Genomic DNA, 24,253 nt, shown 5'->3' with positions numbered 1-24,253 from the left:
CCCGAGGACGCCCCACGGCGCCCCGCCGGACAAAGCGCCGCGTCAGAAGCCCCGGGTGCGCTTGGCCGCCCGGCGTGCCGCGGCCGAGCCGGGCGCGCGGATGAACATGCGCGCCATCTCACCGCCGAGGTTCACGCCGATCGCGATCGCCAGCGCCAGCGCCGCCGCCCGTGCCAGCGACGTGAAGCCCGCGTCCATGTTGTTCTGGGCGATGTTCAGCACCCCGAGATACGTGGCGCTACCGGGCAGCAGCGGCCCGATCGCCGCCGTCACGTACGGCAGCGACGAGGTGTGCTCGTACCGCGCGCGCAACTGCCCGAACAGGCCCACCAGCCCGGCCGCCACCGCCGTCGCCATCACGGTCGAGCCGTCCGCCGTCACCGCTATCGAGGCGTAGATCACCCACGCCGCCGCGCCGTTGAGCGCCACGAACAGCACCGTGGAACGGTCCTGCTGGAGCAGCACCGCGAACGTCACCGACAGCAGCACCGCGGCCAGGATCTGGATCACCGGCCGTTCCACCGTGTTCAGGACGCCCTCCGGGTTGAGCTTGGCGCCCAGTTGCACACCCCCGTACAGCACGGAGAGCACGCCCACCACGATGGCGACGAAGAAGTACGCGACCTCCAGCAGCCGGGCCGACGCGGTGATGTAGAAGCCGGTCAGCCCGTCCTGTACGGCGGCCACCAGCGCCCGCCCCGGGATCAGCGCGAACAGCCCACCGGTGATCACCGCGTTCGGCTGGAGCCCCGCGTGCAGCAGGCTCACCAGCACCCCCAGCGCCGCCGGCGGCACCGCCGCCACCGCGAACTGGTAGAACTCCGGCAGCCCGCGCCCCGCGCAGAACCACGCCAGCCGGTCGCCGAGCATCGCGCCCGCCGCCGCCACCAGGAACACCGCCATGTCGCCGCCGAGCAGCATCGACGCGGCGCCCGCGAGCCCGCCGGCCGCCACCGTCAGGACCCAGCCGGGGTAGGGGTGCCGGTTGCGCCGGATCTCCGCGAGGCGCCGGTACGCCTCCTCCAGCGAGACGTCGTAGTCCTCGGCGTTGATGTCGGCGACCAGCACGTAGACCGCCGACAGCCGGGTGTAGTCGGTGCCCCGCCGCCGCACGGTCCGGTTCGCCGTCACCGGGTCGTCCACCAGCGACGGCTGGTACGTGATCGACAGCAGCGTGAAGGTGACGGTCGGCTCGCAGCGGTCGAGCCCGTACGAGCGGCAGATCGCGAACATCGCCGCCTCGACGTCCTCCGCGCCCTCGCCGCCCGCCAGCAGCAGCTCCCCGATACGCAGCGTCAGGTCCAGCACGCGCGGCACGGCGGGGCCGGAATCGCCCTGCCTCTGCACCGGTTCCGGCACCGGCCGCTCGCTCACCGGCATCCGGAGCATGGTGCGCATCCGGTCCTGCCACGGGGCGTCCTTGGAGAGCCGTATCGCCGGGAACCCCTGGGCGGGCGTGAAGGCCGGCGGGGACTCCTTCGCCGAGTACGTCGAGGGCGGGGCGAACGCCGACCCCTCCGGCTCGGCGGGCGGCTCCGGAGCCAGTCCCCGCGGAAGGGCGAACTCCGACGTCGTCTGCTGGTCCTCCTCGGTACCGGAGGGCTGCTCCACGCCCGGCGGCGGCGCGAAGGCGCTGTGTGCCTCGTCCGACTGAGGCTTACGGTCCTCGGGACCGTCCGTCTCCGGCGCCACTGTGCTCGTCCTCGCTCCCGTCCGACCCATCCGATCCGCCTGCCCAGTATGAACACGGCCAAGGGCCCGGACACGACGACGGGCGGCACACCCAGGGGTGCACCGCCCGTCGTGGGGAAGGAAGGGGGCTCAGTGAGCGCCGCCCTGCGCCTCCAGACGCTTGATGGAGGCCTCGATCTCGGCCTCGGCCTCGGCGCGGCCGACCCAGTTGGCGCCCTCGACGGACTTGCCGGGCTCCAGGTCCTTGTACACCTCGAAGAAGTGCTGGATCTCCAGGCGGTCGAACTCCGACACGTGGTGGATGTCGCGCAGGTGCTCCATGCGCGGGTCCGAGGCCGGGACGCACAGCAGCTTGTCGTCGCCGCCCGCCTCGTCCGTCATCCGGAACATGCCGATGGCGCGGCACTTGACCAGGACGCCCGGGAAGGTCGGCTCGTCCAGGATGACCAGCGCGTCCAGCGGGTCGCCGTCCTCGCCCAGGGTGCCCTCGACGAACCCGTAGTCGGCCGGGTAGACGGTCGACGTGAAGAGGTGGCGGTCCAGTCGGATACGACCGGTCTCGTGGTCCACCTCGTACTTGTTCCGCGACCCCTTCGGGATCTCGATGGTGACGTCGAACTCCACGGGTGGCTCCTCCAAGATCAACACATAACGTCAGGTGAAACTGCCCCCCCGGCAGGACCGGACCGCCGTGCTCACCGGGGGTGCCGTGCTCACGGCACAGCTCAGTGGTTAAGTGTCCCTCACGCAACTGTGTGCTCGCGAAAGGGGCTGGTCAGCCGTGCTGGAGCCGAAGGTGGTGCAGCTCACCGCGGGCTCCGCCGTACTCGGCCTCGTCCTGGCGGCCGGGGTGGTGACCCTGGCCGGGCCCTGGGACTCGGGTCAGCGTACGGCCGAGCGGGCCAGAGCCGCCGCCCAGGGCCCCACAGGTGGCGCACATCACGGTGCCACGGGCCCCGGGCGCGCCGCCCCCCGCCCGCCCGCCCCCGCCCCCAGCGCCCCCGGCGTCCTCACCGCGCTCGCCGCCCCCCGCCCGCAGGCCGCCCCCGGAACCGCGCCCGCCGCCCCGCCGCCCGCACCCCTCGCGCCCACGCTGGGGCCGCTGCTCGCCGACCCCGGGCTGGGCCCGCTGCGCACCGCGTCCGTCGTCGACCTGACCACGGGCAAACCGCTGTACGGGAACGGGGCCGGCGTACCCATGACCCCCGCCTCCACCATCAAGATCGCCACCACGGCCGCCGCCCTCGCGGCCCTCGGCCCCGACCACCGCATCCCCACCACGGCCGTCGCCACCCCCGACGCCCGCCGCGTCACGCTCGTCGGCGGCGGCGACCCCACCCTCGACCCCGCCCGGCTGCGCGCCCTGGCGGCCGACACCGCCCGCGCCCTGCGGACCCGCCGCGTCACCACCGTCACGCTCACCTACGACACCTCCCGGTACGCCGGCCCCGAGCGCCACCCGATCGGCGTCAACGACAACATCGCCCCCGTCACCGCCCTGATGACCGACGAGGGCCGGCTCGGCGGCCCCACCAGCGGCCCCGCCCCGCGCTCCGCCGACCCGGCCGGCGACACCGCCCGCGCCTTCGCCTCCCTGCTCGCCGAGCACGGGGTCACCGCCGGAAAACCCCCCGCACGCGCGCGTGCCCCGCAGCGGGCCACCACCCTCGCCAGGACGTGGTCCGAACCGCTGTCCGCCCTCGTCGAGCGCACCCTGACCCACAGCGACAACGACCTGGCCGAGGCGCTCGCCCGCCAGACCGCCATCGCCACCGGCCACCCCGCGAGCTTCGCCGGAGCCGAGCGGGCCGTCCGCGAGCAGCTCCGCACACTGGGCGTACCGCTCGCCGGGACCCGGTTCGCCGACGGCAGCGGCCTGGACCGCGCCGACCGGGTCACCGCCGCCGTGCTCACCGCGCTCCTCGCCCGCGCGGCCGATCCCGCCCGCCCCGAACTGCGCCCCGTCCTCACCGGCCTGCCCGTCGGCGGCTTCAGCGGCACCCTGGAGGACCGCTTCGGCGACGGCTCCCCGGGCGCGGCCGGCGCCGGACTGGTCCGGGCCAAGACCGGCACCCTCAGCGGCGTCAACGCCCTGGCCGGCACCGTGGTCACCCGGGACGGCCGGCTGCTCGCCTTCGCCTTCCTGGCCGGCCGGACCCCCTCCCCGTACGCCGCCCAGCCCGCCCTGGACCGCCTCGCCACCGCCCTGCTGCGCTGAGCCGACCGGAGCCGCACCCTGACCCCATCCGGCGCCGAGCACGTACCGTTGACGCATGACGAGCATCGGTGGTGCCGAGATGGTCGACTGGAACCTCGCGGTCGCGACCGCGACCCGACTGGTACGCCCCGGGCCCGAGGTGACCCGTGACGAGGCCCGCGCGGTCGTCGCGGAGCTGCGGCGGCACGCCAAGGCGTCCGAGGAGCACGTCCGGGCCTTCACCCGGATGATCCCCGAAGGCCACGAACCGGAGGACACCCCCGTCCTGGTCGTCGACCGGGCCGGCTGGATCAAGGCGAACGTCGCCGGCTTCCGGGAGCTGCTCAAGCCGCTGCTGGAGAAGATGCAGGAGCGCCGCTCCGGCTCCCCGGGCGGCGCCGTCCTCGGCGCGGTCGGCGGCAAGGTGACCGGCGTGGAGCTGGGCATGCTGCTGTCGTTCCTGGCCTCCCGGGTCCTCGGGCAGTACGAGACGTTCGCCCCCGCCAGCCGCGACCTCCCCGCCGGTGAGAACGGCGGCGGCCGGCTCCTGCTGGTCGCGCCGAACATCGTGCACGTCGAGCGGGAGCTGGACGTCGCCCCGCACGACTTCCGCCTCTGGGTCAGCCTCCACGAGGAGACCCACCGCACCCAGTTCACGGCCGTACCGTGGCTGCGCGACCACCTCCAGGGCGAGATCCAGTCATTCCTCGCCGCGACCGACATGGACCCCATGACCGTCCTGGAGCGGCTGCGCGAAGCCGCCCAGGCCCTGACGGGGGCCCGCCCCGAGGGCGAGGACGAGGAGGGCGGCCGCTCACTGGTCGAGCTGGTGCAGACCCCCGAGCAGCGGGAGGTCCTCGGCCGCCTCACCGCCGTGATGTCCCTGCTCGAGGGGCACGCGGACTACGTCATGGACGGCGTCGGCCCGCAGGTCGTGCCCTCGGTGGCGGAGATCCGGGAGAAGTTCCAGCAGCGCAGGGCCCGCGGCGCCTCCCGCCTGGACCAGGCGCTGCGCAAGCTCCTGGGCCTGGACGCCAAACTGCGCCAGTACCGGGACGGCGAGCGGTTCGTGCGCGCGGTGGTCGACGAGGTCGGCATGGCCGGCTTCAACCGGGTGTGGACCTCTCCGAACACGCTGCCCACCAAGGCGGAGATCGCCAAACCGGCGGACTGGGTCGCGAGGGTGCACCGTAAAGCAGACTGAGGAGCCCATTCCGGCCGACGGCAGAAGAACGCCCCTCCAATCACCCATCCGAGGGACCGTGGGCGGTGGGTAGGCGTGCGATGCTCGGGTAACGGCCGAGTTCTGTCACCATCGACGCACTCTGAGTGACCGAACCCCCCGGTCCGGCCGTTAAGACTCCGACCGAGGCACCCCCCAACTTCACACGAAGGGCACCGGACATGGGTCCCCATCCTGCGGTCGCGGCGATACGCCTGGCGGTCCGCCGCGTACTCCACGACGTACTCACCGAGCACACCCCCGCGCAGCCCCCTGCCGGAACAACCGAAGACGCCGCCGCCGACCGGGTCCCGCAGCCCCCGCTCGTCCTGGTGGCCTGCTCCGGAGGCGCCGACTCCATGGCGCTCGCCTCCGCCCTCGCCTTCGAGGCCCGCAAGCTCGCCGTCCGCGCCGGCGGCATCACCGTCGACCACGGCCTCCAGCCCGGCTCCGACCTCCGCGCCGCCGAGGTCGCGGCCCGCCTCACCGCGATGCGCCTCGACCCCGTGGAGGCCATCGCCGTGACCGTCGGCCGCGACGGCGGCCCGGAAGCCGCCGCCCGCGACGCCCGGTACGCCGCGCTGGACGAGGCCGCCGAGCGCCTCGGCGCCGCCGCCGTCCTGCTCGGCCACACCCGCGACGACCAGGCCGAGACCGTGCTCCTCGGCCTCGCCCGCGGCTCCGGCATCCGCTCGCTGTCCGGCATGGCCGCCGTCTCCGGCGCCGGCGACCGCTACCGGCGCCCGTTCCTCCAGCTCGACCGGCAGACCGCCCGCAAGGCCTGCATGGTCCAGTCCCTGCCCGTCTGGGACGACCCGATGAACGCCGACCCCGCCTACACCCGCTCCCGGCTGCGCCACGAGGGCCTGCCCGCCCTGGAGAAGTCGCTCGGCAAGGGCGTCGTGGAGGCCCTCGCCCGGACCGCCCGGCTGTGCCGCGACGACGCCGACGCCCTCGACGCATGGGCCGCCGACGCCGACCCGGCCGTCCGGGACGAGGCGGGCCTGCTGGAGTGCGCCAAGCTGTACGCACTGCCGCCCGCCGTCCGCCGCCGCGTGCTGCGCCGCGCGGCCATCGCCGAGGGCGCCCCCGCCGGCTCCCTCTTCGCCCGGCACGTGGAAGAACTGGACCGCCTGATCACCGCCTGGCGCGGCCAGGGAGCCATCAATCTGCCCGGCCGCGTCGTCGCACGCCGCCAGGGTGGCAGACTGGTCATTCGGCAAGGCTGACGCAGGCTGCAACGAAAGTGACCCGGGTGAACGAGAAAGACATGGGCACCGACCTCAAGTCGGTGCTCATCACCAAGGAAGAGATCGACGCGAAGCTGGCGGAGCTCGCCGCGAAGATCGACGCTGAGTACGCGGGCAAGGACCTCCTCATCGTGGGTGTCCTCAAGGGCGCCGTCATGGTGATGGCGGACCTGGCGCGTGCGCTGTCCACCCCCGTCACCATGGACTGGATGGCCGTCTCGTCGTACGGCGCGGGCACCCAGTCCTCCGGCGTGGTCCGCATCCTCAAGGACCTGGACACCGACATCAAGGGCAAGCACGTCCTGATCGTCGAGGACATCATCGACTCCGGCCTGACGCTGTCGTGGCTGCTGTCGAACCTCGGCTCGCGCGAGCCGGCCTCCCTGGAGGTCTGCACGCTGCTGCGCAAGCCCGAGGCGGCGAAGGTCGCGATCGACGTGAAGTGGATCGGTTTCGACATTCCCAACGAGTTCGTCGTCGGCTACGGCCTGGACTACGCGGAGAAGTACCGCAACCTCCCGTTCGTCGGCACGCTCGCCCCGCACGTCTACGGCGGCTGAACCGCCCCGCGGCACCCGCCGGGCCCCGGGAACCCAGACCGCCCTCCCGCCGTTGGAGCATGGGAAGGCGGTCGCGGGTGACAATGCTGGGGTACCGTCCGAAGAACAGCTTTTTCAAATAGCAGCATTTACCTACGGGCAGGAGGGACGGGGCGTCATCGCTCCGTATGGATGGACGTGAAGCGATACTTCCGTGGGCCGGTCATGTGGATCGTGCTGGCCGTCCTCGCCGTGGTCGTGTTGATGCAGGTCGTCGGCTCGTCGGGCGGCTACAAGACGGTGGACACCGGCAAGGTGGTCCAGGCGATCGACAAGAACCAGGTCGAGCAGGCCAAGCTGACCACCGGCGACGAACAGATGATCAAAATCGACCTGAAGGACGGCTTCAAGGTCGACGGTGCCGACAAGGTCCAGGCGAGCTACATCGGCACGCAGGGCTCCGACCTGGCCACCACGCTGCAGAAGAAGTACGAAGCCGGCGACATCGACAAGAGCTACACGGTCTCGCCGACGAAGCAGAGCGCCATCGTCTCGGTGCTGCTCTCGCTCCTTCCCTTCGTGCTGATCGTCGTGGTCTTCCTGTTCCTGATGAATCAGATGCAGGGCGGCGGCTCCCGGGTGATGAACTTCGGGAAGTCCAAGGCCAAGCTGATCACCAAGGACACCCCGAAGACGACCTTCGCCGACGTGGCGGGGTCCGACGAGGCCGTCGAGGAGCTCCAGGAGATCAAGGAGTTCCTCCAGGAGCCGGCGAAGTTCCAGGCCGTCGGCGCCAAGATCCCCAAGGGTGTGCTGCTCTACGGCCCGCCCGGCACGGGCAAGACGCTGCTCGCGCGCGCCGTCGCCGGCGAGGCGGGCGTGCCGTTCTACTCGATCTCCGGCTCCGACTTCGTCGAGATGTTCGTCGGTGTCGGTGCCTCCCGTGTCCGTGACCTGTTCGAGCAGGCCAAGGCGAACGCCCCGGCGATCGTCTTCGTCGACGAGATCGACGCCGTCGGCCGGCACCGCGGTGCGGGCCTCGGCGGCGGCCACGACGAGCGCGAGCAGACCCTGAACCAGCTCCTCGTCGAGATGGACGGCTTCGACGTGAAGGGCGGCGTCATCCTGATCGCCGCCACCAACCGGCCGGACATCCTCGACCCGGCGCTGCTGCGCCCGGGCCGCTTCGACCGGCAGATCGCGGTCGACCGCCCCGACATGCAGGGCCGCCTGGAGATCCTCAAGGTCCACCAGAAGGGCAAGCCGGTCGCCCCGGACGTCGACCTGTCCGCCGTGGCGCGCCGTACGCCCGGCTTCACCGGCGCCGACCTGTCGAACGTGCTCAACGAAGCCGCGCTGCTCACCGCGCGCAGCGACAAGAAGCTCATCGACAACCAGATGCTGGACGAGGCGATCGACCGGGTGGTCGCGGGCCCGCAGAAGCGGACCCGGATCATGTCGGACAAGGAGAAGAAGATCACCGCGTACCACGAGGGCGGTCACGCCCTGGTCGCGGCGGCCTCGCCGAACTCCGACCCGGTCCACAAGATCACCATCCTGTCCCGTGGCCGGGCCCTCGGCTACACCATGGTCCTGCCGGACGAGGACAAGTACTCCACCACGCGCAACGAGATGCTCGACCAGCTCGCTTACATGCTGGGCGGGCGCGCGGCCGAGGAGCTGGTCTTCCACGACCCGACCACGGGCGCGGCCAACGACATCGAGAAGGCGACCGCGACCGCGCGGGCCATGGTCACCCAGTACGGCATGACCGAGCGGCTCGGCGCGATCAAGTTCGGCGGCGACAACACCGAGCCCTTCCTGGGCCGGGAGATGGCGCACCAGCGCGACTACTCGGAAGAGGTCGCGGCGCTCGTCGACGAAGAGGTCAAGAAGCTCATCGAGGCCGCGCACAACGAGGCCTGGGAGATCCTCGTCGAGAACCGCGACGTCCTCGACAACCTGGTCCTCCAGCTTCTGGAGAAGGAGACGCTCAACAAGGAGGAGATCGCCGAGATCTTCGCCCCGATCGTCAAGCGCCCGGCCCGCCCGGCGTGGACCGGCTCCTCGCGGCGTACGCCGTCGACGCGGCCGCCGGTGCTCTCGCCCAAGGAGCTGGCGCTGACCAACGGCGCGGCGGGTACCAATGGCGCCACGCCGACGGACGTCACCAAGGCGACCCCGGGCACGCCGGCCTCCCCCTCGGCGGAGGCGGTCCCCGAGGAGCGCCCCGAGAGCTGAGGCCCCGGCCGAAAGCCCCGGAATGAAAGCCGCGCCCCCCAGGTTCTAGCCTGGGGGGCGCGGCTTTCGCGCGCGCGGTTGGGCGCGCACTCAAGGCAACACGGAACGAGGCACACATGACCGACCCGGTGACGCTGGACGTCGAGGGCAGGATCGGCGAGTTCGACGAGAAGCGAGCCGAGAACGCCGTACGGGAACTGCTGCTCGCGGTCGGTGAGGACCCTGACCGCGAGGGGCTGCGGGAGACCCCGGCCCGTGTGGCGCGGGCCTACAAGGAGATATTCGCGGGTCTGTGGCAGGAGCCCGAGGACGTCCTGACGACGACGTTCGACCTGGGACACGACGAGATGGTCCTGGTCAAGGACATCGAAGTATTTAGTACCTGTGAACACCATCTTGTCCCATTCAGGGGGGTTGCTCACGTTGGTTACATTCCCTCCACCACCGGCAAGATCACCGGCCTGTCGAAGCTGGCGCGGCTGGTGGACGTGTACGCGCGCCGCCCCCAGGTCCAGGAGCGTCTGACCACCCAGGTCGCCGACTCGCTGATGAAGATCCTGGAGCCGCGCGGGGTCATCGTGGTCATCGAGTGCGAACACATGTGCATGTCGATGCGCGGCATCCGCAAGCCCGGCGCGAAGACGATCACCTCGGCGGTCCGTGGCCAGCTCAGGGACCCCGCGACCCGCGCCGAGGCGATGAGCCTCATCATGGCCGACTGAAAATCCCTCCCCGGTAAGGGAGTTGTCGCTCTCGGCATTGGACGTGCGGGCGCTCGGGGTGAAGACTCGTGCCCGTACGTCAGGAAGTCTCAACGGTCCCGCTGGACCCGAGGATGGAGATGCCGCGCATGAGCGACAATGCCCTGCCCACCCGCCTGCTCGGTGACCTCGAGGTGTCGGCTCTCGGCTTCGGCGCGATGGTGCTGTCGCCCGGGGTGTACGGAGAGATCGACGACGCGCGCGCCGAGCGGGCGCTGCTCGCAGCGGTGGACGCCGGGGCCACGCTCATCGACACCTCGGACGGCTACGGCGCCGACGGCCACAACGAGCGGCTGATCGGCACCGCGCTCGGCGGGCGGCGGGACGAGGTGGTCATCGCCACCAAGTTCGGCTTCCGGCTCCCCGAGGGCGTCGAGCCGCACTCCTTCCCGGTCGGGTACGCCTTCGGCGAGCTGGCCGTCAACGCCGACCCCAAGCATGTGCGCGGGTACGCCGAGGCCAGCCTGCGGGAGCTGGGCACCGACCGGATCGACCTGTACTACCCGCACTTCCCCGACCCCCAGGTCCCGCTGGAGGACACGGTGGGGGCGGTCGCCGAACTGATCGAGGCGGGCCTCGTCCGCCATCTCGGGCTGTCCAACGTCACCGCCGCGCAGCTCCGCGCCGCGCACGCCGTGCACCCGGTGGCGGCGGTCCAGACCGAGTGGTCCATGTGGCGGCACGTCGACGAGGAGCTGCTGGCCGTCGCGCGCGAGCTGGGCGTGGGTGTCGTCGCCTGGTCACCGCTGGGCGCCGGCTTCCTGACCGGCAAGGTCGCCGGGGTGGAGGACGGGGACTTCCGGCAGCACATGCCCCGGTTCGACGCCGCGAACCACCGGGCCAACAACGACCGCTTCGCACCCGTGCGGGGGATCGCCGAGGAGCTCGGCATCACCCCGGCGCAGCTCGCCCTGGCCTGGCTGCTGGACCAGGACGACCACGTCGTCCCCATCCCGGGCAGCCGCACGCCCGCCCACATCCGGGAGAACCTGGCCGCCGCGCGGGTACGGCTCTCCGGCGACGTCCGCGACCGTCTGGCGGCCGTGCTCGCCGAGACGGAGGTCGCGGGCGGCACACTGCTGTAGCCGGAACCGGCGGCGCGGCCCCGCCCGGCCCTGTCGGGCTCACGCCCGGGTCGGGGCCTCGTCGTCGTCCTCGGGGAGCTTGCAGACCCGCTCCAGGAAGATCGCCGCGGCGATGACCGCGAAGCCCGCCAGGACTGAGAAGCCCGCGTAGATCGCCTGGTCGCGGCGGGCCGGGATGTCCAGGGAGCCGAGCAGGAAGACGCCGGTGCCGCCGTACATGCCGCTGACCAGCGCCGCGACCAGGGCGCTCGCCTGACCGAAGACGACCGCGCGGGCGGCCATCAGCGGCTCGACACCCTTGGCGTCGGGGCGGCGCTCGCGCTGGGCGCGCAGGCGGGAGCGGAGCGACAGCGCCGTGGCCGTGAGGACCACCGCGATGACCGCCAGGACGATGGGCGCGGCCAGGGGCACGCTCGGCAGGGTGCCGAACGCCTCCCACAGCCGGGCGCCGCCCCAGGAGAGGACGCCGGCGACGGCGAACAGTCCGGCCAGTACCTTGAGCCGCAGTTGCTTCACCGGGGGCCTTTCATCTCGTCGCCGTGCGGTCGGTGCGTCACCGATCAGTCAACGCTACTCGGGCAGGCGCAGTTCCAGGTCCGCCCGGGGCAGGACGCCGTCCCGGCCGACGCCGCCGAGCAGGTCGGCGATCGCGCCCACGCCGGGGAGCTGTGCCTCCGGCTCCACGTCGTGCCACGGCGCCAGCACGAAGGCCCGCTGGTGGGCGCGGGGGTGCGGCAGGGTGAGGACGGGGTCGTCGGAGACGACGTCCGCGTACGCCACGATGTCGACGTCGATCGTCCGTGCGCCCCAGCGCTCGTCGCGGACCCGGTGGAAGGCCTCCTCCACGGCGTGCGCCCGCTCCAGCAGGGACGCCGGGGGCAGGGTGGTCTTCAGGAGGACGACCGCGTTGAAGTACGACGGCTGGGAGCCGGGCTCCACGCCCCAGGGCTCCGTCTCGTACACGGGGGAGACGGCCTTGACCCGGACGCCGGGGGTGTCCTCCAGCGCGTCGATGGCGCCCTGGAGGGTCTCCAGGCGGTTGCCCAGGTTCGACCCGAGGGAGATCACGGCCCGTTTGGGGTTGGACAGGGTGATGTCGGCGGCGTCGACCTGCTCCGTCACGGAGGCGGGCACCGGCTGTACCGTCGGGTCGCTGTGCGTCTTGTTCATGCGCGGCTCCGGGTGATGGTGATGGTCACGTCGTCGAAGGGAACGGTGATCGGGGCGTCCGGCTTGTGGACGACCACCTCCACCTCCTGGACGCCTGCGTGCTTGAGGCACTGCTCGGCGATGCGCTCGGCGAGCGTCTCGATCAGGTCGACCGGCTCGCCCTGCACCACGTCCACGACCTCTTCCGCCACGACGCCGTAGTGCACGGTCTTCGCCAGGTCGTCGTCGGCCGCCGCGGGGCGGGTGTCGAGGCCCAGCACCAGGTCCACGATGAAGGTCTGGCCCTCCTCGCGCTCCCGGGGGAAGACGCCATGGTGCCCGCGGGCCTTCAGGCCGCGCAGCGCGACACGATCCACGCGAATCACTCCTGCTGTCGTTGGTCTGGCGGGCATGCGACCGGGTGCGGACGGCGCGATGCCACCAGTCGAATCTACCTGCGAGCACTGACAGGCCCTGCCCACGGGCTCCTCCTACGGCTCGCCTACCCCCTCAGGAGGGGTTCTCGTCGCCGTCCTCCTCGCCGGTTTCGGCCAGAACGGGTGAACCGTGGTGGGACCAGATCCGCCATCCGTCGGGTGTGCGGCGGAACACATTCGTGGCGACGACGAGCTGCCCCACGAGCGGCCCCAGGTCGGCGCCGTCCTCGGCCGGGCCGCCGCTGAGGATGTTCTCCGTGCAGGTCACCAGGGCCGTGTCGCCGGCCACGGAGACCTTCACGTCGGTCAGGAAGAACTGGATGTAGTCGGTGTTCGCCATGATCAGCGCGTACGAGCGGAGCACCTCGCCGCGCCCGGTGAGCACCGGCCAGCCGGGGTGGACGCAGGAGATCTCGCCGTGCGAGTCGTCCAGCCACAGCTCGGAGATCTCCTCGAAGTCACCGCGCTCCATGGCCTCGTAGAAGGCGGTGTTGGCGAGCTCGACCGCCTCGGCGTCGGCACGCGTGGCGTCGTTCACCGGGCTCCCTCGACGGCGCGGGCCACGCGGACCGCGTCCGCCGTCGCGCGCACCTCGTGGACCCGTACGGCCCAGGCGCCCTCGTGGGCCGCGATGGCCGAGACGGCGGCCGTGGCCGCGTCCCGCTCCCGCGCGGGCGGCGGGGCGGCGCCCTCCCCGGCCAGGACGTGGCCCAGGAACCGCTTGCGGGAGGCGGCGACCAGCAGCGGGCGGCCCAGCTCCCGCAGGTCGGCCAGGTGCGCCACCAGGGCCAGGTCGTGCGGGGCCATCTTGGCGAAGCCCAGGCCCGGGTCGAGGACGATCCGCTCCGGGTCGACGCCGCCCTCGACGACGGCCTCCATCCGGGCGCGGAGCTCGGCCACGACCTCGCCGACCACGTCGTCGTAGACGGCCAGGCTGTTCATGTCCTTGCTGAAGCCGCGCCAGTGCATGACCACGAACGGCACCTCGGCGGCGGCGACGGAGGGGACCATCTGCGGGTCGGCGAGGCCGCCGCTCACGTCGTTGACCAGGACCGCGCCGGCCTCGACGGCCCGGCGGGCGACCGAGGCGCGCATGGTGTCGACCGAGACGGTGACCCCTTCGGCCGTCAGGCCCCGTACGACGGGGACGACACGGCGCAGCTCCTCGTCCTCGTCCACCCGGGTGGCGCCCGGACGGGTCGACTCGCCGCCGACGTCCACCAGGTCGGCGCCCCGGGCCACCAGGTCCAGGCCGTGCTTGATGGCGGCCGTGGTGTCGAACCAGCGGCCGCCGTCGGAGAAGGAGTCGGGCGTCACATTGACGACCCCCATGACCGCGCAGCGGTCGAACGTGGGCAGGCCCCGGGCCGTGCCCCGTCCGCGCAAGGTACTCATGCGTCCAGCCTAGTGGGGGCCCGTTCAGGCGGCGCGGACCTCGTGCTCGCCGCGGGCCGGGGTGATGTGCGCGCAGGGGCGGGCCGTGGCGGCCGTACGGCGGCGGCGCAGCGGCCGGGGCAGCTCCATGTTCACGAAGCCCTCCGCCTGCATGGCGGCGAAGCCGATGCGCGGCAGGTCGCGGGCGTTGCGGTAGACCACGAAGCGGGGTTCCCAGCGCGGCTGGAACTTGGCGTTGAACTTGTACAGCGACTCGATCTGGAACCAGCGGGAGAGGAACACCAGCAGGCCGCGCCAGACCCGCAGGACCGGGCCGGCGCCGAGCTTCTCGCCGCGGGCCAGGGCGGAGCGGAACATCGCGAAGTTCAGCGAGACCCGTGCGATGCCGAGCCTGGGCGAGGCCTGGAGGGCGGCGACGATCAGCAGTTCGTTCATGCCCGGGTCGGCGGAGCGGTCGCGGCGCATCAGTTCCAGCGACATCCCGTCCGTGCCCCAGGGCACGAAGTGGATGATCGCCTTCAGGTCGCCGTACGGGGAGTCGGGGTCCTCTTTGTGGGCGGTGGCGATCACCGCGTCCCCGTCGGCCGGGTCACCGATCCGGCCCAGCGCCATGGAGAAGCCGCGCTCGGTGTCGGTGCCGCGCCAGTCGGCGGCGGCGCGCCGGATGCGCTCCAGCTCGCCGTCCGACAGGTCACGGGCGCGCCGGACGCGGGTCGTGTACCCATTGCGCTCGATGCGCTTGACCATCTGGCGCACGTTGCGCATGGCGCGCCCGGTCAGCGAGAAATCCGCGACGTCCACCACCGCCTCGTCGCCCAGCTCCAGGGCGTCCAGGCCGGTCTCGCGGGTCCAGACCTCGCCGCCGGTCTCGGAGCAGCCCATCACGGCGGGCGTCCAGGAGTGGGCCTTGGCCTCGTCCATGAACCGTTCGATGGCGCCGGGCCATGCCTCGACGTCGCCGATGGGGTCGCCGCTGGCCAGCATCACGCCGGAGACGACCCGGTAGCAGACGGCCGCCTTGCCGCTGGGGGAGAAGACGACGCCCTTGTCGCGGCGGAGCGCGAAGTGGCCGAGCGAGTCGCGGCCGCCGTGCTTGTCCAGGAGGGCGCGCAGCTTGGCCTCGTCGTCCTCGGTGAGCCGGGCGACCGGGTGTTCGGGGCGGAAGGCCAGGTAGATGGTGGTGATGGCGGTCAGCAGGCCGAGGGCGCCGAGCGAGTAGCCGACGGTCCAGTCGACGCCGCCGTGGTAGGCGACGGGGCCCTCCACGCCGAACAGGCCGTACAGCACGTGCTCCAGGCGGTCGCTCAGGCTCGGGCTGCCGACGACCTTGCCGGGGTGGGCGCTGACGACGAGCAGGCCGAGCGCGATGGAACCGGCGCCCATGAGGACGAAGTTCGTCAGCGCCTTCCAGCGGCTGCGCGGGTCGGGCAGGGCCGCGAACTCGCTGCGGTGGCGCAGCAGCAGCGCGAGCAGCAGCAGCGAGAACAGCACGCCGATCACGGAGTGGCGGTAGACGAACTGCGCCACGGCACCGGCCGGCAGGAGGACCACGGCGGCCCGCCAGGCGCGGCGCTTGTGGCGCTTGAGCCCGTGGGCGAGGAGCAGCAGCAGGACGCCGGCGCTCAGGGAGAGCGCGGCGGACAGCGGGCCCAGGGTGCCCGGCAGCACCTCGGCGATGGCGTGCATCCGGCTGGTGCGGAAGCGCGGGAAGACCCCCGCGGCGATGTCGATCAGGCCGATGGCCGTGCACGCCGTGCCGACCAGGGCGGGCACCTTCTCGGCGCGTGGACCGCGCAGGACGCGGCGTATCCGGCTCGGAACCGATCCCGACTTATCCCCATCTACCGTGACAGACATCGCTTCCCAAGGCTCCGCAAAGATTCGTGGTGTCCCTTCGGCCGGAACGATCCGGCCCGGACGATTTGCGCTCTCTAGGACGGGGCCCGCGGGGGGCGGGTTCATTCCCTCCCCGGAAAATCTCGACGCCCGGAAAATCCCGACGAAGAAGGCTTGAACTCCTCATGGGTCTCACCAGCAACAAAGTCCTGGCGCTGGCCGCCCTGCTGGCCGTGGTGCTGTTCGCTCTCACGGTGTGGCTGTGGCCGCGGCTGGCGCGCGGCGGCTGGCGGCCCGTGCTCGGCAGGATCGGTCTGCTGCTGGCGACCCAGGTGGCGTTGTTCGCGTCCGTCGGCCTGGCCGCCAACAACTACTTCCTCTTCTACGGCTCCTGGGCCGATCTCCTGGGGCGGGAACAGGAGATGGGGGTGGTCGTCGACCACTCGGCGGGCGGCAGGGACATCAAGGTCGTGGGCCGGCAGAAGCTGGAGGGCGTGCCCGGCGGCGGGCGCCCGGCGGTGGGCGGCCAGATCCAGAAGGTGGTGATCGCGGGGGAGAGGTCCGGGATCGACAGCCCGGCGTACGTCTACCTGCCGCCGGAGTACTTCCAGCCGGCGTACGCGGGGAAGACCTTCCCCGCCGCCGTCGTGCTGACCGGCTACCCGGGCACGGCCGAGAACCTGCTGAAGGGGCTGAAGTACCCGCGCACCGCCTTCGAGCAGGCCAAGGACCGCCGGATGCAGCCCATGATCCTGGTGATGCTGCGGCCGACCGTGGCCCCGCCGCGCGACACGGAGTGCGTCGACGTCCCGGGCGGCCCGCAGACGGAGACCTTCTTCGCCCAGGACCTGCCCGAGGCCGTCTCGGAGACGTACCGCGTCGGCACCGCGCCCCGGAACTGGGGCTTCATCGGCAACTCGACCGGCGGCTACTGCGCCTTGAAGATCGCGATGCACCACCCGGAGCGGTACGCGGCCGGTGCGGGGCTGTCGGCGTACTACAAGGCCGCCGAGGACCTCACGACCGGTGACCTCTTCCACGGTGACCAGGACCGGCGCAACCGGGCCGACCTGCTGTGGAGCCTGGACAACCTGCCGCAGGGGCGGTCGTCCTTCCTCGTCACCACCTCGGCCAGGGGCGAGGGGAACCTCGCGGGAACGCGCTCCTTCATCAAGAAGGTGAAGGCACCCGCGCGCGTGTCGTCGATCACGCTCAACAGCGGCGGGCACAACTTCACCACCTGGAACCGGGAGATCCCGCCCGCGCTGGTGTGGCTGAGCGGCCGGCTCAGCGCGGCCTGATCAGCCGACGTTCTCCAGGTCGACGTCCCGGCGGCGGACGGCCTGGGCGTCCGCGTCGATCGAGCGGCGCAGCGCCTCGTGCAGCTTGGCGGGGGTCAGGACCCCGAGGAAACGCCCCTCCTCGTCAGGGTCGGTGACGGCGATCCAGCCCGCGTCGTGCTGGAGCATGGTCGCGAACGCCCGCTTGAGGGAGGCGCCCACCGGCAGCCGGGCCTCCATGCGTCGGGCGTGGTCCCGTACGGTCCCGGTGCCGCCGGCCGCCCGGTCGGCGGCGATCCAGCCGTGCAGGTTGTCGTCGCGGTCCAGCACGACGGCCCAGCGCGCGCCCAGCTCGCGGGGCAGCGGGTCGTCGAGGTGGACCACCGGCGGCTGTTCCAGGTCGCTCGCCTCGATGGGTGTGACCGACAGCCGCTTCAGGCCCCGGTCCGCGCCGACGAAGTCGGCGACGTACGGGGTGGCGGGGGCGCCCAGCACGGTGGCCGGGGCGTCGAACTGCTCGATCCTGCCCTGCCCGTAGACGGCGATGCGGTCGCCGAGGCGGACGGCCTCCTCGATGTCGTGGGTGACGAACAGGACCGTCTTGCGCACCTCCGACTGGAGCTTGAGGAACTCGCTCTGGAGCCGTTCGCGCACGACCGGGTCGACCGCCCCGAACGGCTCGTCCATCAGCAGGACGGGCGGGTCGGCGGCCAGGGCGCGGGCGACGCCGACGCGCTGGCGCTGGCCGCCGGAGAGCTGCTCGGGGTAGCGGTCGCCGTGGACGGCGGGGTCGAGGCCGACGAGTTCGAGGAGCTCGGCGGCGCGGGCGCGTGCCGCGGCGCGTTTGACGCCGAGCAGGTGGGGCACGGTTGCCGTGTTTTCCAGGACCGTCTTGTGCGGGAACAGGCCGACCTGCTGGATGACGTAGCCGATCCGGCGGCGCAGCCGTACGGGGTCGGTGTCCGCGATGTCCTGGCCGTCCACCCATATGCGGCCCTCGGTCGGCTCGATCAGCCGGTTGACCATCTTCATGGTGGTGGTCTTGCCGCAGCCGGACGGCCCGACGAGCGTGACCAGTTCGCCCTCGGCCACCTCGAACGACAGGTCGTCGACGGCGGTCGTTCCGTCCGCGTACCGCTTCGTGACGTGCTCGAATCGGATCATGGCCCCATTGTGGCCGCCGGCGGGCCGCCGCGGCCGTCCGGCGTGTGAAGGCCGTGTTGCCAGGCTGTGGTGACGGCCGGTGATTGTCGGTGGCGGGGGTTAGGGTCGTTGTCGGATCGAACACCGGACCGGGACCGAGGGGGGAGGTGGGGGCGGTGGCTGCTGCCGGATGCCTGGCGGCCAACGACTGGATCTGCGGCGAGTACGTCCGCTCCCGCGCCCAGGAGTTGACCGACGCCACGGTCCAGCACGTGTGGATCACGGCCGTGTCGGTGCTCGTCGGGCTGGCCGTGGCCTTCCCGCTGGCCCTGCTGGTGCGCGCCCGGCCGGGGTTCGCGGGGCCGGTGCTGGGGCTGACGACCGTGCTGTACGCGATCCCGTCGCTGGCGATGTTCTCGCTGCTGCTGCCGTTCTTCGGGCTGTCCGCCGCGCTGGTGGTGACCGGCCTGGTGCTCTACTCGCTGACTATCCTCGTGCGGAACATCCTGGCCGGGCTCGTCGCCGTGCCTCAGGAGGCGCGGGAGGCGGCCCGCGGGATGGGGTACGGGCCGCTGCGGCTGCTGTGGGAGGTCGAACTGCCGCTGGCGCTGCCCGCGGTGATGGCGGGCGTGCGGATGGCGACGGTGTCCACGGTCGCCCTGACGACGGTCGGCGCCCTGGTGGATTACGGCGGCCTGGGCACGCTCATCACCGCGGGGCTCAAGAGCTTCTTCAAGGCGCAGGTGCTGACCGCCTCCGTGCTGTGCGTGGTGCTGGCCGTCACGGCCGACCTGCTGCTCCTCGGTGTGCAGCGGCTGCTGACCCCGTGGACCCGTGTACCGGGCGCCCGCGCGCGCGGGACGGGGTGAGCGGTGGACGCGGTGACCGGTGCCTGGGAGTGGCTGACGACCGGGGCCAACTGGCAGGGCGAGAGCGGGGTGTGGAACCGGCTCGGTGAGCACCTGTGGTTCAGCGGTGTGTGCCTGGCGCTCGCCTGCCTGATCGCCCTGCCGCTCGCCCTGTGGCTCGGGCACGTCGGCCGGGGCGGCGCGCTGGCCGTCAACGTCTCCAACGTGGGGCGCGCGGTGCCCACGCTGGCGGTGCTGGTGCTGCTGACGATCACCCCGCTGGGCCGGATCGGCGACCTTCCGACGATCGTCGCGCTCGTGCTGTTCGCCGTGCCTCCGCTGCTCACCAACGCGTACGTCGGGATGCGCGAGGTGGACCGGGCGGTGGTCGAGGCGGCACGCGGCATGGGGATGTCGGGCGGCCAGGTGTTCCGCCGGGTCGAACTGCCGCTGGCCTACCCGATGGTGATGACGGGTCTGCGCTCGGCGACCGTGCAGGTGATCGCCACCGCGACGCTCGCCGCGATGGCGGGCGGGGGCGGCCTGGGCCGGATCATCACCGCCGGGTTCAACACCAGCAACACCCCGCAGGTGGTCGCCGGGGCGCTGGTGGTCGGCGCGCTCGCCCTGCTGGCCGAGGGCCTGCTGGCGGTGGCGGGCCGGGCACTGGACCCCACGCGGGCGACCCGGCGCGCCACCCCCTGACCGAAGCTGAACGGCAAGACGGCTGGACCGGACGGAGAACGTGATGAGCAGGATGTCGGCGATGGCGGGTGCGGTACTGGGCGTGGTGGCCCTCACCGGCGGGCTGGCCGCGTGCGGTGGCGGCCAGAGCCTGGAGGAGCGGGGCGCGGCGGAGGGCTCGCCGTCCGGCGGCGGTGACAAGGGCACCCTGGTCGTCGGCTCGGCGGGCTTCACCGAGTCCGCCGTCCTGGCGGAGATGTACGCACAGGTGCTGAAGGACGCCGGATACCGCACGTCCGTCAAGACGGTGGAGAACCGCGAGCTGTACGAGCCGTCCTTGGAGAAGGGCGAGATCGACGTCGTACCGGAATACGCGGCTACGCTTGCGGAATTCCTGAACGCGAAGGTGAACGGACCGAAGGCGGTCGAGGAGAAGCCGGTCGCCTCCAGCGATGCCGCCGCCACCGTGACGGCGCTGGAGAAGCTCGCCGGACCGCGCGGGCTGAAGGTCCTCCCGGCCGGTTCGGCGGTCGATCAGAACGCCTTCGCCGTCACCAGGGAATTCGCCGCGAAGAACAAGCTCACCACGCTTTCGGATCTCGGTGCCGCCAAGATCGAGGTCAAGATCGCGGCCGGTGACGAGTGCGCGGTACGGCCGTTCTGCGCACCCGGGCTGAAGAAGACGTACGGCATCGACGTGACGGGCATCGACCCCAAGGGCGTGGGCACGCCCCAGGCCAAGCAGGCCGTGAAGGACGGCGTGGACCAGCTCGTCCTGACCACGACGACCGACGCGACGCTGGAGAGCTTCGGGCTGGTCCTGCTGGAGGACGACAAGAAGTTGCAGAACGCCGACAATGTGCTGCCGGTGGTCAATGCGAAGGACGCCGGTTCGCCGGAGATAGCCACGGCTCTCAACAAGATCACCAAGGTGCTCACCACCGCTGATCTGGTGGAGTTGAACAGGAAGGTCGACGCCGAGCGGGCAAAGCCGGCCGACGTGGCGAAGGCTTACCTGGAGAGCAAGGGGCTGATCGGTAAGTAAGGGGCCGGGGAAGGCGCGTGGGCGGGAAGTCGGGGAGAACGGGCGGGCCGGAAGTCGGTTTCCGCGCCGGCCGGATCACAGGGCCGAAACATTGCCGGGCCGACCCCCCATACGGCACCTACGCACGGTAAATTTCAGGCCATGCCACGTGGACGCCACCGCCATTCCCCACCCCTGCACCGGCTTCTGCCCCCTTCCGCGGTAGCCGGAGCGGCCGTTGTGTGCGCCGGCGGCGCCTGGCTCCTCGCCGATCCGCTGCTCCTGCGCCTGCTGGTGGCCGCCGCGGCGGCCACCGCCGTCACCGGCGCGGTCCTGATGCGCAACTGGGACCGCGCGGCCGGCCGCCGCGTCGCCGAACTGACCCGGGCGCGGGCCGGCGACCAGTGGCGCACCGAGGAGCGCATCGCCGAGCTCGAGACCGACCTGGAGGAGTCCCGCGAGCTGCGCGCCAAGCTCGACGCCAAACTCCGCGCCAAGCGGGTCGAACTGGCCGCGCTGCGGGGCGAGCACGCCGAGCTGCTGCGGCGGTACGCCACCGCCGAGACCGAGCGCGCCAGCGCCCTGGAGGGCCGCCGGCAGCTCGCCCTGGAAGCGGCCGCCCCCGCCCGGGCGCTGCCCGCCGCGAGCTCCACGCCCACCCCGGCCGCGTACCTCCAGGCCGCCCGGGCACTGGAGAACCTCACGCGCAACGCCGCGGCCCAGCAGGCCCGCCGCGCCACCGAGCAGGCCCGGCGCCCCGATCCGGCCGCACCGGCCGGGCCGGCCGGCGAGGCCGGGGCGGAGGCGGACGAGCCGCGGGGGAAGGACACGGCGGCCGCCGACCGGCGGCACGACCGCCCGTCGGCCGCCGCCCCCTCCGTCCACGGCGCCTCCGCGATGCGCCCGGTCCCGCCGGCCGCCGCGGTCGTCCCGTACACCGAACCGCGCCGCCCGGCGCCGCGCCTCCAGGGCGGCTTCGACTTCTTCGGCACCGGCAAGAAGGCCCCCGCCGCCATCGAGGCCGTGCAGCACGAGGACCTCGCGGACGTCGTGGGCGAGGAGGCCCTCGCCGTACGGCGCCGGGAGGACCGCGCGGTCGGCAAGGTCATCGACCTGACCGCGCACGACGAGACCGAGCAGCTCGACGTGGTGGAGCTGCGGCGCGGCGCGGTGTCCTGACCGGCCGCCGGATCCGCGGCCGGGCCTGCCGCCCGTCTACTTGTCGATGTCGCCGACGACGAAGAAGAACGACCCCAGGATCGCCACCATGTCCGCCACCAGCGTGCCGGGCAGCAGCTCGACCAGCGCCTGGATGTTGTTGTACGACGCCGAGCGGAGCTTGAGGCGGTAGGGGGTCTTGTCGCCCTTGGAGACCAGGTAGTAGCCGTTGAGGCCGAGCGGGTTCTCGGTCCAGGCGTACGTGTGGCCCTCGGGCGCCTTGAGGACCTTCGGCAGGCGCTGGTTGATCGGACCGGGCGGCAGCTCGGCGATCCGGTCCAGGCAGGCGTCCGCCAGGTCCAGCGAGTTGTGCGTCTGCCCCAGCAGGCACTCGAAGCGGGCCAGGCAGTCGCCCTCGGAACGGGTGACGACCTCCAGGGCGTCCTGGAGGTCGCCGTACGCCAGGTACGGCTCGTCGCGGCGCAGGTCGAAGTCGACGCCCGAGGCGCGGGCGATCGGGCCGCTGACCCCGTAGGCGTGCACGATCTCCGGCGACAGGACGCCGACGCCACGGGTCCGGCCGCGGAAGATCTCGTTGCCGAGGACGAGCCGGTCGTACACGTCCATGCGGGAGCGGACCTCGGCGACCGCCTCCCGGGCCCGGCCGAGCCAGCCGGCCGGCAGGTCCTCCTTGAGGCCGCCGACCCGGTTGAACATGTAGTGCATCCGGCCGCCGGAGACCTCCTCCATGACGTGCTGGAGGTCCTCCCGCTCGCGGAAGGCGTGGAAGATCGGGGTGATACCGCCCAGTTCGAGGGGGTAGGACCCCAGGAACATCAGGTGGTTCAGGACCCGGTTCAGCTCGGCGAGCAGGGTGCGCGTCCAGACGGCACGCTCCGGGACCTCCATGCCGAGCATCCGCTCGACGGCCATGACGACGCCCAGCTCGTTGGAGAACGCCGACAGCCAGTCGTGGCGGTTGGCCAGCATGATGATCTGGCGGTAGTCACGCGCCTCGAACAGCTTCTCCGCGCCCCGGTGCATGTAGCCGACGACCGGCTCGGCGTGCCGGATCACCTCACCGTCCAGGACGAGGCGGAGGCGCAGCACGCCGTGCGTGGAGGGGTGCTGGGGCCCGATGTTCAGCACCATGTCGGTGCTTTCCGCGGCACCGCCGATGCCGACCGTGGTCTCCGTCATGCCGGACAGTATCCCTCGCCGGGCACCCGCTGGAGCAGCCAGGTGAAGTCCCCGAGCCCCCCGCGCGCGGTCAGCTCGGCGGCCTCCCCGGCACGGGCGAGGGCCCGGACGTATCCGGCGGGGTCCGTCCGGGCCGTCTCCAGGGGCGCCCGCCCGCCGCTCACCCCGAGCCGCGCCAGCGCCTCCCGCTGCGTGACCAGCTCGGTGCCCCCCGCGCCGCCCGCCTCCGCCGCGCCCCCGGCGCCCGCACCCCACGCACCCGCGCCGCCCGCCTCCGCCGCGCCCCCGGCGCCCGCACCCCCACCGCAACCCGCGCCCCCCGCGCCGGCCGCCCCCGCCCCCGCCGCCGCGCAGGCGTCCAGGGCGACGTGGGCCGTGATGTCGCACGTGCCGTCCGGCACCGGGGGCACCTCCCGCCCGCCACGGAAGCCGGTCAGCGTGCCGAACGGCGGCCGGGCGCCCGCCCCGTGGGCGTAGTCCACCGCCACCGCCAGGCCGGCCGACAGGGACGACACCGCCCCCGCCCACGCCTCGTCGCGCGGCCGGCCGATCTCCGCGCGCTCACCCGGCTCCCGCAGCGGCCACCAGCGGGCCAGCCACGCCGCGTCCGCGCCCGCCACCGGGGCGCCCAGCCGTTCCGAGCCGTCCGGCGCCACCTCCACGTACCGGGGCGTGCCCGACTCGTCCGCCTGCGCCACGTCCACCGGAACGTTGTCCAGCCACTCGTTGGCGAACAGCAGCCCGCGCACCCCGCACGGCGGCTCGGCCGACCAGGTGACGCGCGGGTCGAGCCCCTCGGGCCGGGCGGCGCGCTCGACGGCGTACGCCCGTACCCGCAGACCCGCCGGGGCGGCCGCCAGCACCCCCGTCATCAGCTCGCCGCGCCCCGCGCCCATGTCGACCAGCGCGACCTCGTCCGTGCCCAGCTCCTCCGCCACCGAGGCCAGCAGCCGGGCCACCGCGCCCGCGAAGAGCGGCGAGGCGTGCACGGACGTGCGGAAGTGCCCCGCCGGCCCCTCGGGGCGCAGGTAGAAGCCGCCGGGCCCGTACAGCGCCGCTTCGCCGGCCGCGCGCCAACCACGCCATTGACACGTCTCATCATTCACGGGCCC

23 protein-coding genes are annotated in these 24,253 nt (G+C 72.6%); 12 read left to right on the top strand and 11 right to left on the bottom strand.

The annotated features are described in order from the left end of the window. Positions 1 to 42: 42 nt before the first annotated feature. Together E2B92_RS26115 and E2B92_RS26110 are read right to left on the bottom strand one after the other, a co-directional pair. Entirely contained in the window at positions 43 to 1,722 is a 1,680-nt protein-coding gene (locus tag E2B92_RS26115; RefSeq protein WP_185923778.1) for a threonine/serine ThrE exporter family protein, read from the bottom strand. A 99-nt stretch (positions 1,723 to 1,821) separates the two neighbouring features. Beyond that, positions 1,822 to 2,316, bottom strand: coding sequence for an inorganic diphosphatase (locus E2B92_RS26110; RefSeq protein ID WP_031077398.1), 495 nt, complete (start codon positions 2,314 to 2,316; stop codon positions 1,822 to 1,824). A gap of 157 nt (positions 2,317 to 2,473) precedes the next feature. Here E2B92_RS26110 and dacB point away from each other — a divergent pair, with 157 nt between their 5' ends. From dacB to E2B92_RS26075, 7 genes are all read left to right on the top strand, one after another. Further along, positions 2,474 to 3,910, top strand: coding sequence for a D-alanyl-D-alanine carboxypeptidase/D-alanyl-D-alanine endopeptidase (gene dacB, locus E2B92_RS26105; RefSeq protein WP_133087706.1), 1,437 nt, complete (start codon positions 2,474 to 2,476; stop codon positions 3,908 to 3,910). A 55-nt stretch (positions 3,911 to 3,965) separates the two neighbouring features. After that, positions 3,966 to 5,093, top strand: coding sequence for a zinc-dependent metalloprotease (locus E2B92_RS26100; protein ID WP_126885614.1), 1,128 nt, complete (start codon positions 3,966 to 3,968; stop codon positions 5,091 to 5,093). Between the two features lie 200 nt (positions 5,094 to 5,293). Continuing rightward, the gene (tilS, locus tag E2B92_RS26095) at positions 5,294 to 6,340 is read left to right on the top strand and encodes a tRNA lysidine(34) synthetase TilS (RefSeq protein WP_126885613.1); all 1,047 of its coding nucleotides are present in this window, start codon (positions 5,294 to 5,296) and stop codon (positions 6,338 to 6,340) included. Between the two features lie 41 nt (positions 6,341 to 6,381). Then, entirely contained in the window at positions 6,382 to 6,921 is a 540-nt protein-coding gene (hpt, locus tag E2B92_RS26090; RefSeq protein ID WP_064067358.1) for a hypoxanthine phosphoribosyltransferase, read from the top strand. 171 nt (positions 6,922 to 7,092) lie between these two features. Then, positions 7,093 to 9,141, top strand: coding sequence for an ATP-dependent zinc metalloprotease FtsH (gene ftsH / locus E2B92_RS26085; protein ID WP_126885612.1), 2,049 nt, complete (start codon positions 7,093 to 7,095; stop codon positions 9,139 to 9,141). A gap of 116 nt (positions 9,142 to 9,257) precedes the next feature. Further along, positions 9,258 to 9,863 (top strand): GTP cyclohydrolase I FolE, encoded by a 606-nt coding sequence (folE, locus tag E2B92_RS26080; protein WP_126885611.1) that lies wholly within the window; start codon positions 9,258 to 9,260, stop codon positions 9,861 to 9,863. 128 nt (positions 9,864 to 9,991) lie between these two features. Further along, positions 9,992 to 10,987 carry an aldo/keto reductase gene (locus E2B92_RS26075; RefSeq protein WP_235023984.1) on the top strand — a complete coding sequence of 332 codons (996 nt, stop codon included), beginning with the start codon at positions 9,992 to 9,994 and terminating at the stop codon, positions 10,985 to 10,987. Between the two features lie 39 nt (positions 10,988 to 11,026). Here E2B92_RS26075 and E2B92_RS26070 read toward each other — a convergent pair whose 3' ends face one another. The 6 genes from E2B92_RS26070 to E2B92_RS26045 form a co-directional block, all read right to left on the bottom strand. Continuing rightward, positions 11,027 to 11,503 (bottom strand): DUF3180 domain-containing protein, encoded by a 477-nt coding sequence (locus E2B92_RS26070; protein ID WP_126885610.1) that lies wholly within the window; start codon positions 11,501 to 11,503, stop codon positions 11,027 to 11,029. A gap of 54 nt (positions 11,504 to 11,557) precedes the next feature. Further along, entirely contained in the window at positions 11,558 to 12,157 is a 600-nt protein-coding gene (gene folK / locus E2B92_RS26065) for a 2-amino-4-hydroxy-6-hydroxymethyldihydropteridine diphosphokinase (protein WP_126885609.1), read from the bottom strand. Further along, positions 12,154 to 12,513: a dihydroneopterin aldolase gene (gene folB / locus E2B92_RS26060; protein ID WP_126885608.1), complete on the bottom strand. Its 360-nt coding sequence runs from the start codon at positions 12,511 to 12,513 to the stop codon at positions 12,154 to 12,156. Before folB ends, folK begins: the two co-directional genes overlap by 4 nt. Before the next feature lie 133 nt (positions 12,514 to 12,646). Then, positions 12,647 to 13,111: a nuclear transport factor 2 family protein gene (locus E2B92_RS26055; protein ID WP_221889178.1), complete on the bottom strand. Its 465-nt coding sequence runs from the start codon at positions 13,109 to 13,111 to the stop codon at positions 12,647 to 12,649. Then, entirely contained in the window at positions 13,108 to 13,968 is an 861-nt protein-coding gene (gene folP, locus E2B92_RS26050; protein WP_126885607.1) for a dihydropteroate synthase, read from the bottom strand. Before folP ends, E2B92_RS26055 begins: the two co-directional genes overlap by 4 nt. A 24-nt stretch (positions 13,969 to 13,992) precedes the next feature. Continuing rightward, positions 13,993 to 15,825: a phosphatidylglycerol lysyltransferase domain-containing protein gene (locus E2B92_RS26045; protein ID WP_126885606.1), complete on the bottom strand. Its 1,833-nt coding sequence runs from the start codon at positions 15,823 to 15,825 to the stop codon at positions 13,993 to 13,995. Positions 15,826 to 15,989: 164 nt separating this feature from the next. On the opposite strand from E2B92_RS26045, the gene E2B92_RS26040 reads away from it, so the two are divergent. Next, positions 15,990 to 17,105, top strand: a complete 1,116-nt coding sequence (locus E2B92_RS26040; protein WP_126885605.1) for an alpha/beta hydrolase — start codon at positions 15,990 to 15,992, stop codon at positions 17,103 to 17,105. On the opposite strand, the gene E2B92_RS26035 is transcribed toward E2B92_RS26040, so the two are convergent. After that, positions 17,106 to 18,248, bottom strand: a complete 1,143-nt coding sequence (locus E2B92_RS26035; protein WP_126885604.1) for an ABC transporter ATP-binding protein — start codon at positions 18,246 to 18,248, stop codon at positions 17,106 to 17,108. Between the two features lie 155 nt (positions 18,249 to 18,403). On the opposite strand from E2B92_RS26035, the gene E2B92_RS26030 reads away from it, so the two are divergent. The 4 genes from E2B92_RS26030 (at position 18,404) to E2B92_RS26015 (ending at position 21,962) form a co-directional block, all read left to right on the top strand. Continuing rightward, entirely contained in the window at positions 18,404 to 19,096 is a 693-nt protein-coding gene (locus tag E2B92_RS26030; protein ID WP_126885603.1) for an ABC transporter permease, read from the top strand. Positions 19,097 to 19,099: 3 nt separating this feature from the next. Continuing rightward, positions 19,100 to 19,780, top strand: a complete 681-nt coding sequence (locus tag E2B92_RS26025; protein ID WP_126885602.1) for an ABC transporter permease — start codon at positions 19,100 to 19,102, stop codon at positions 19,778 to 19,780. A 43-nt stretch (positions 19,781 to 19,823) separates the two neighbouring features. Continuing rightward, positions 19,824 to 20,804, top strand: coding sequence for an ABC transporter substrate-binding protein (locus E2B92_RS26020; protein ID WP_126885601.1), 981 nt, complete (start codon positions 19,824 to 19,826; stop codon positions 20,802 to 20,804). 141 nt (positions 20,805 to 20,945) lie between these two features. Next, entirely contained in the window at positions 20,946 to 21,962 is a 1,017-nt protein-coding gene (locus tag E2B92_RS26015; protein WP_126885600.1) for a hypothetical protein, read from the top strand. 36 nt (positions 21,963 to 21,998) lie between these two features. On the opposite strand, the gene E2B92_RS26010 is transcribed toward E2B92_RS26015, so the two are convergent. Further along, positions 21,999 to 23,141, bottom strand: a complete 1,143-nt coding sequence (locus E2B92_RS26010) for an NADH-quinone oxidoreductase subunit D (protein WP_126885599.1) — start codon at positions 23,139 to 23,141, stop codon at positions 21,999 to 22,001. After that, on the bottom strand, positions 23,138 to 24,247 hold the full coding sequence (locus E2B92_RS26005) for an SAM-dependent methyltransferase (RefSeq protein WP_235023983.1): 1,110 nt from the start codon (positions 24,245 to 24,247) through the stop codon (positions 23,138 to 23,140). The genes E2B92_RS26010 and E2B92_RS26005 overlap by 4 nt, the downstream gene beginning before the upstream one ends. Positions 24,248 to 24,253: the final 6 nt, after the last annotated feature.

It is taken from the genome of Streptomyces sp. WAC05374 (assembly GCF_004353505.1).
Taxonomy (GTDB): Bacteria; Actinomycetota; Actinomycetes; order Streptomycetales; family Streptomycetaceae; genus Streptomyces.
This window is presented reverse-complemented; position numbering and strand designations above follow the sequence as displayed.

Bases quoted from the DNA above. Each gene is read 5' to 3' on its own strand.
- E2B92_RS26100 (WP_126885614.1), top strand. From the start codon at position 3,966: ATGACGAGCATCGGTGGTGCCGAGATGGTCGACTGGAACCTCGCGGTC.
- E2B92_RS26015 (WP_126885600.1), top strand. From the start codon at position 20,946: ATGCCACGTGGACGCCACCGCCATTCCCCACCCCTGCACCGGCTTCTG.
- E2B92_RS26115 (WP_185923778.1), bottom strand. From the start codon at position 1,722: ATGGGTCGGACGGGAGCGAGGACGAGCACAGTGGCGCCGGAGACGGAC.
- ftsH (WP_126885612.1), top strand. From the start codon at position 7,093: ATGGACGTGAAGCGATACTTCCGTGGGCCGGTCATGTGGATCGTGCTG.
- E2B92_RS26075 (WP_235023984.1), top strand. From the start codon at position 9,992: ATGAGCGACAATGCCCTGCCCACCCGCCTGCTCGGTGACCTCGAGGTG.
- tilS (WP_126885613.1), top strand. From the start codon at position 5,294: ATGGGTCCCCATCCTGCGGTCGCGGCGATACGCCTGGCGGTCCGCCGC.
- folE (WP_126885611.1), top strand. From the start codon at position 9,258: ATGACCGACCCGGTGACGCTGGACGTCGAGGGCAGGATCGGCGAGTTC.
- E2B92_RS26010 (WP_126885599.1), bottom strand. From the start codon at position 23,141: ATGACGGAGACCACGGTCGGCATCGGCGGTGCCGCGGAAAGCACCGAC.
- E2B92_RS26020 (WP_126885601.1), top strand. From the start codon at position 19,824: ATGAGCAGGATGTCGGCGATGGCGGGTGCGGTACTGGGCGTGGTGGCC.
- folP (WP_126885607.1), bottom strand. From the start codon at position 13,968: ATGAGTACCTTGCGCGGACGGGGCACGGCCCGGGGCCTGCCCACGTTC.
- folK (WP_126885609.1), bottom strand. From the start codon at position 12,157: ATGAACAAGACGCACAGCGACCCGACGGTACAGCCGGTGCCCGCCTCC.
- E2B92_RS26045 (WP_126885606.1), bottom strand. From the start codon at position 15,825: ATGTCTGTCACGGTAGATGGGGATAAGTCGGGATCGGTTCCGAGCCGG.
- hpt (WP_064067358.1), top strand. From the start codon at position 6,382: ATGGGCACCGACCTCAAGTCGGTGCTCATCACCAAGGAAGAGATCGAC.
- E2B92_RS26035 (WP_126885604.1), bottom strand. From the start codon at position 18,248: ATGATCCGATTCGAGCACGTCACGAAGCGGTACGCGGACGGAACGACC.
- E2B92_RS26040 (WP_126885605.1), top strand. From the start codon at position 15,990: ATGGGTCTCACCAGCAACAAAGTCCTGGCGCTGGCCGCCCTGCTGGCC.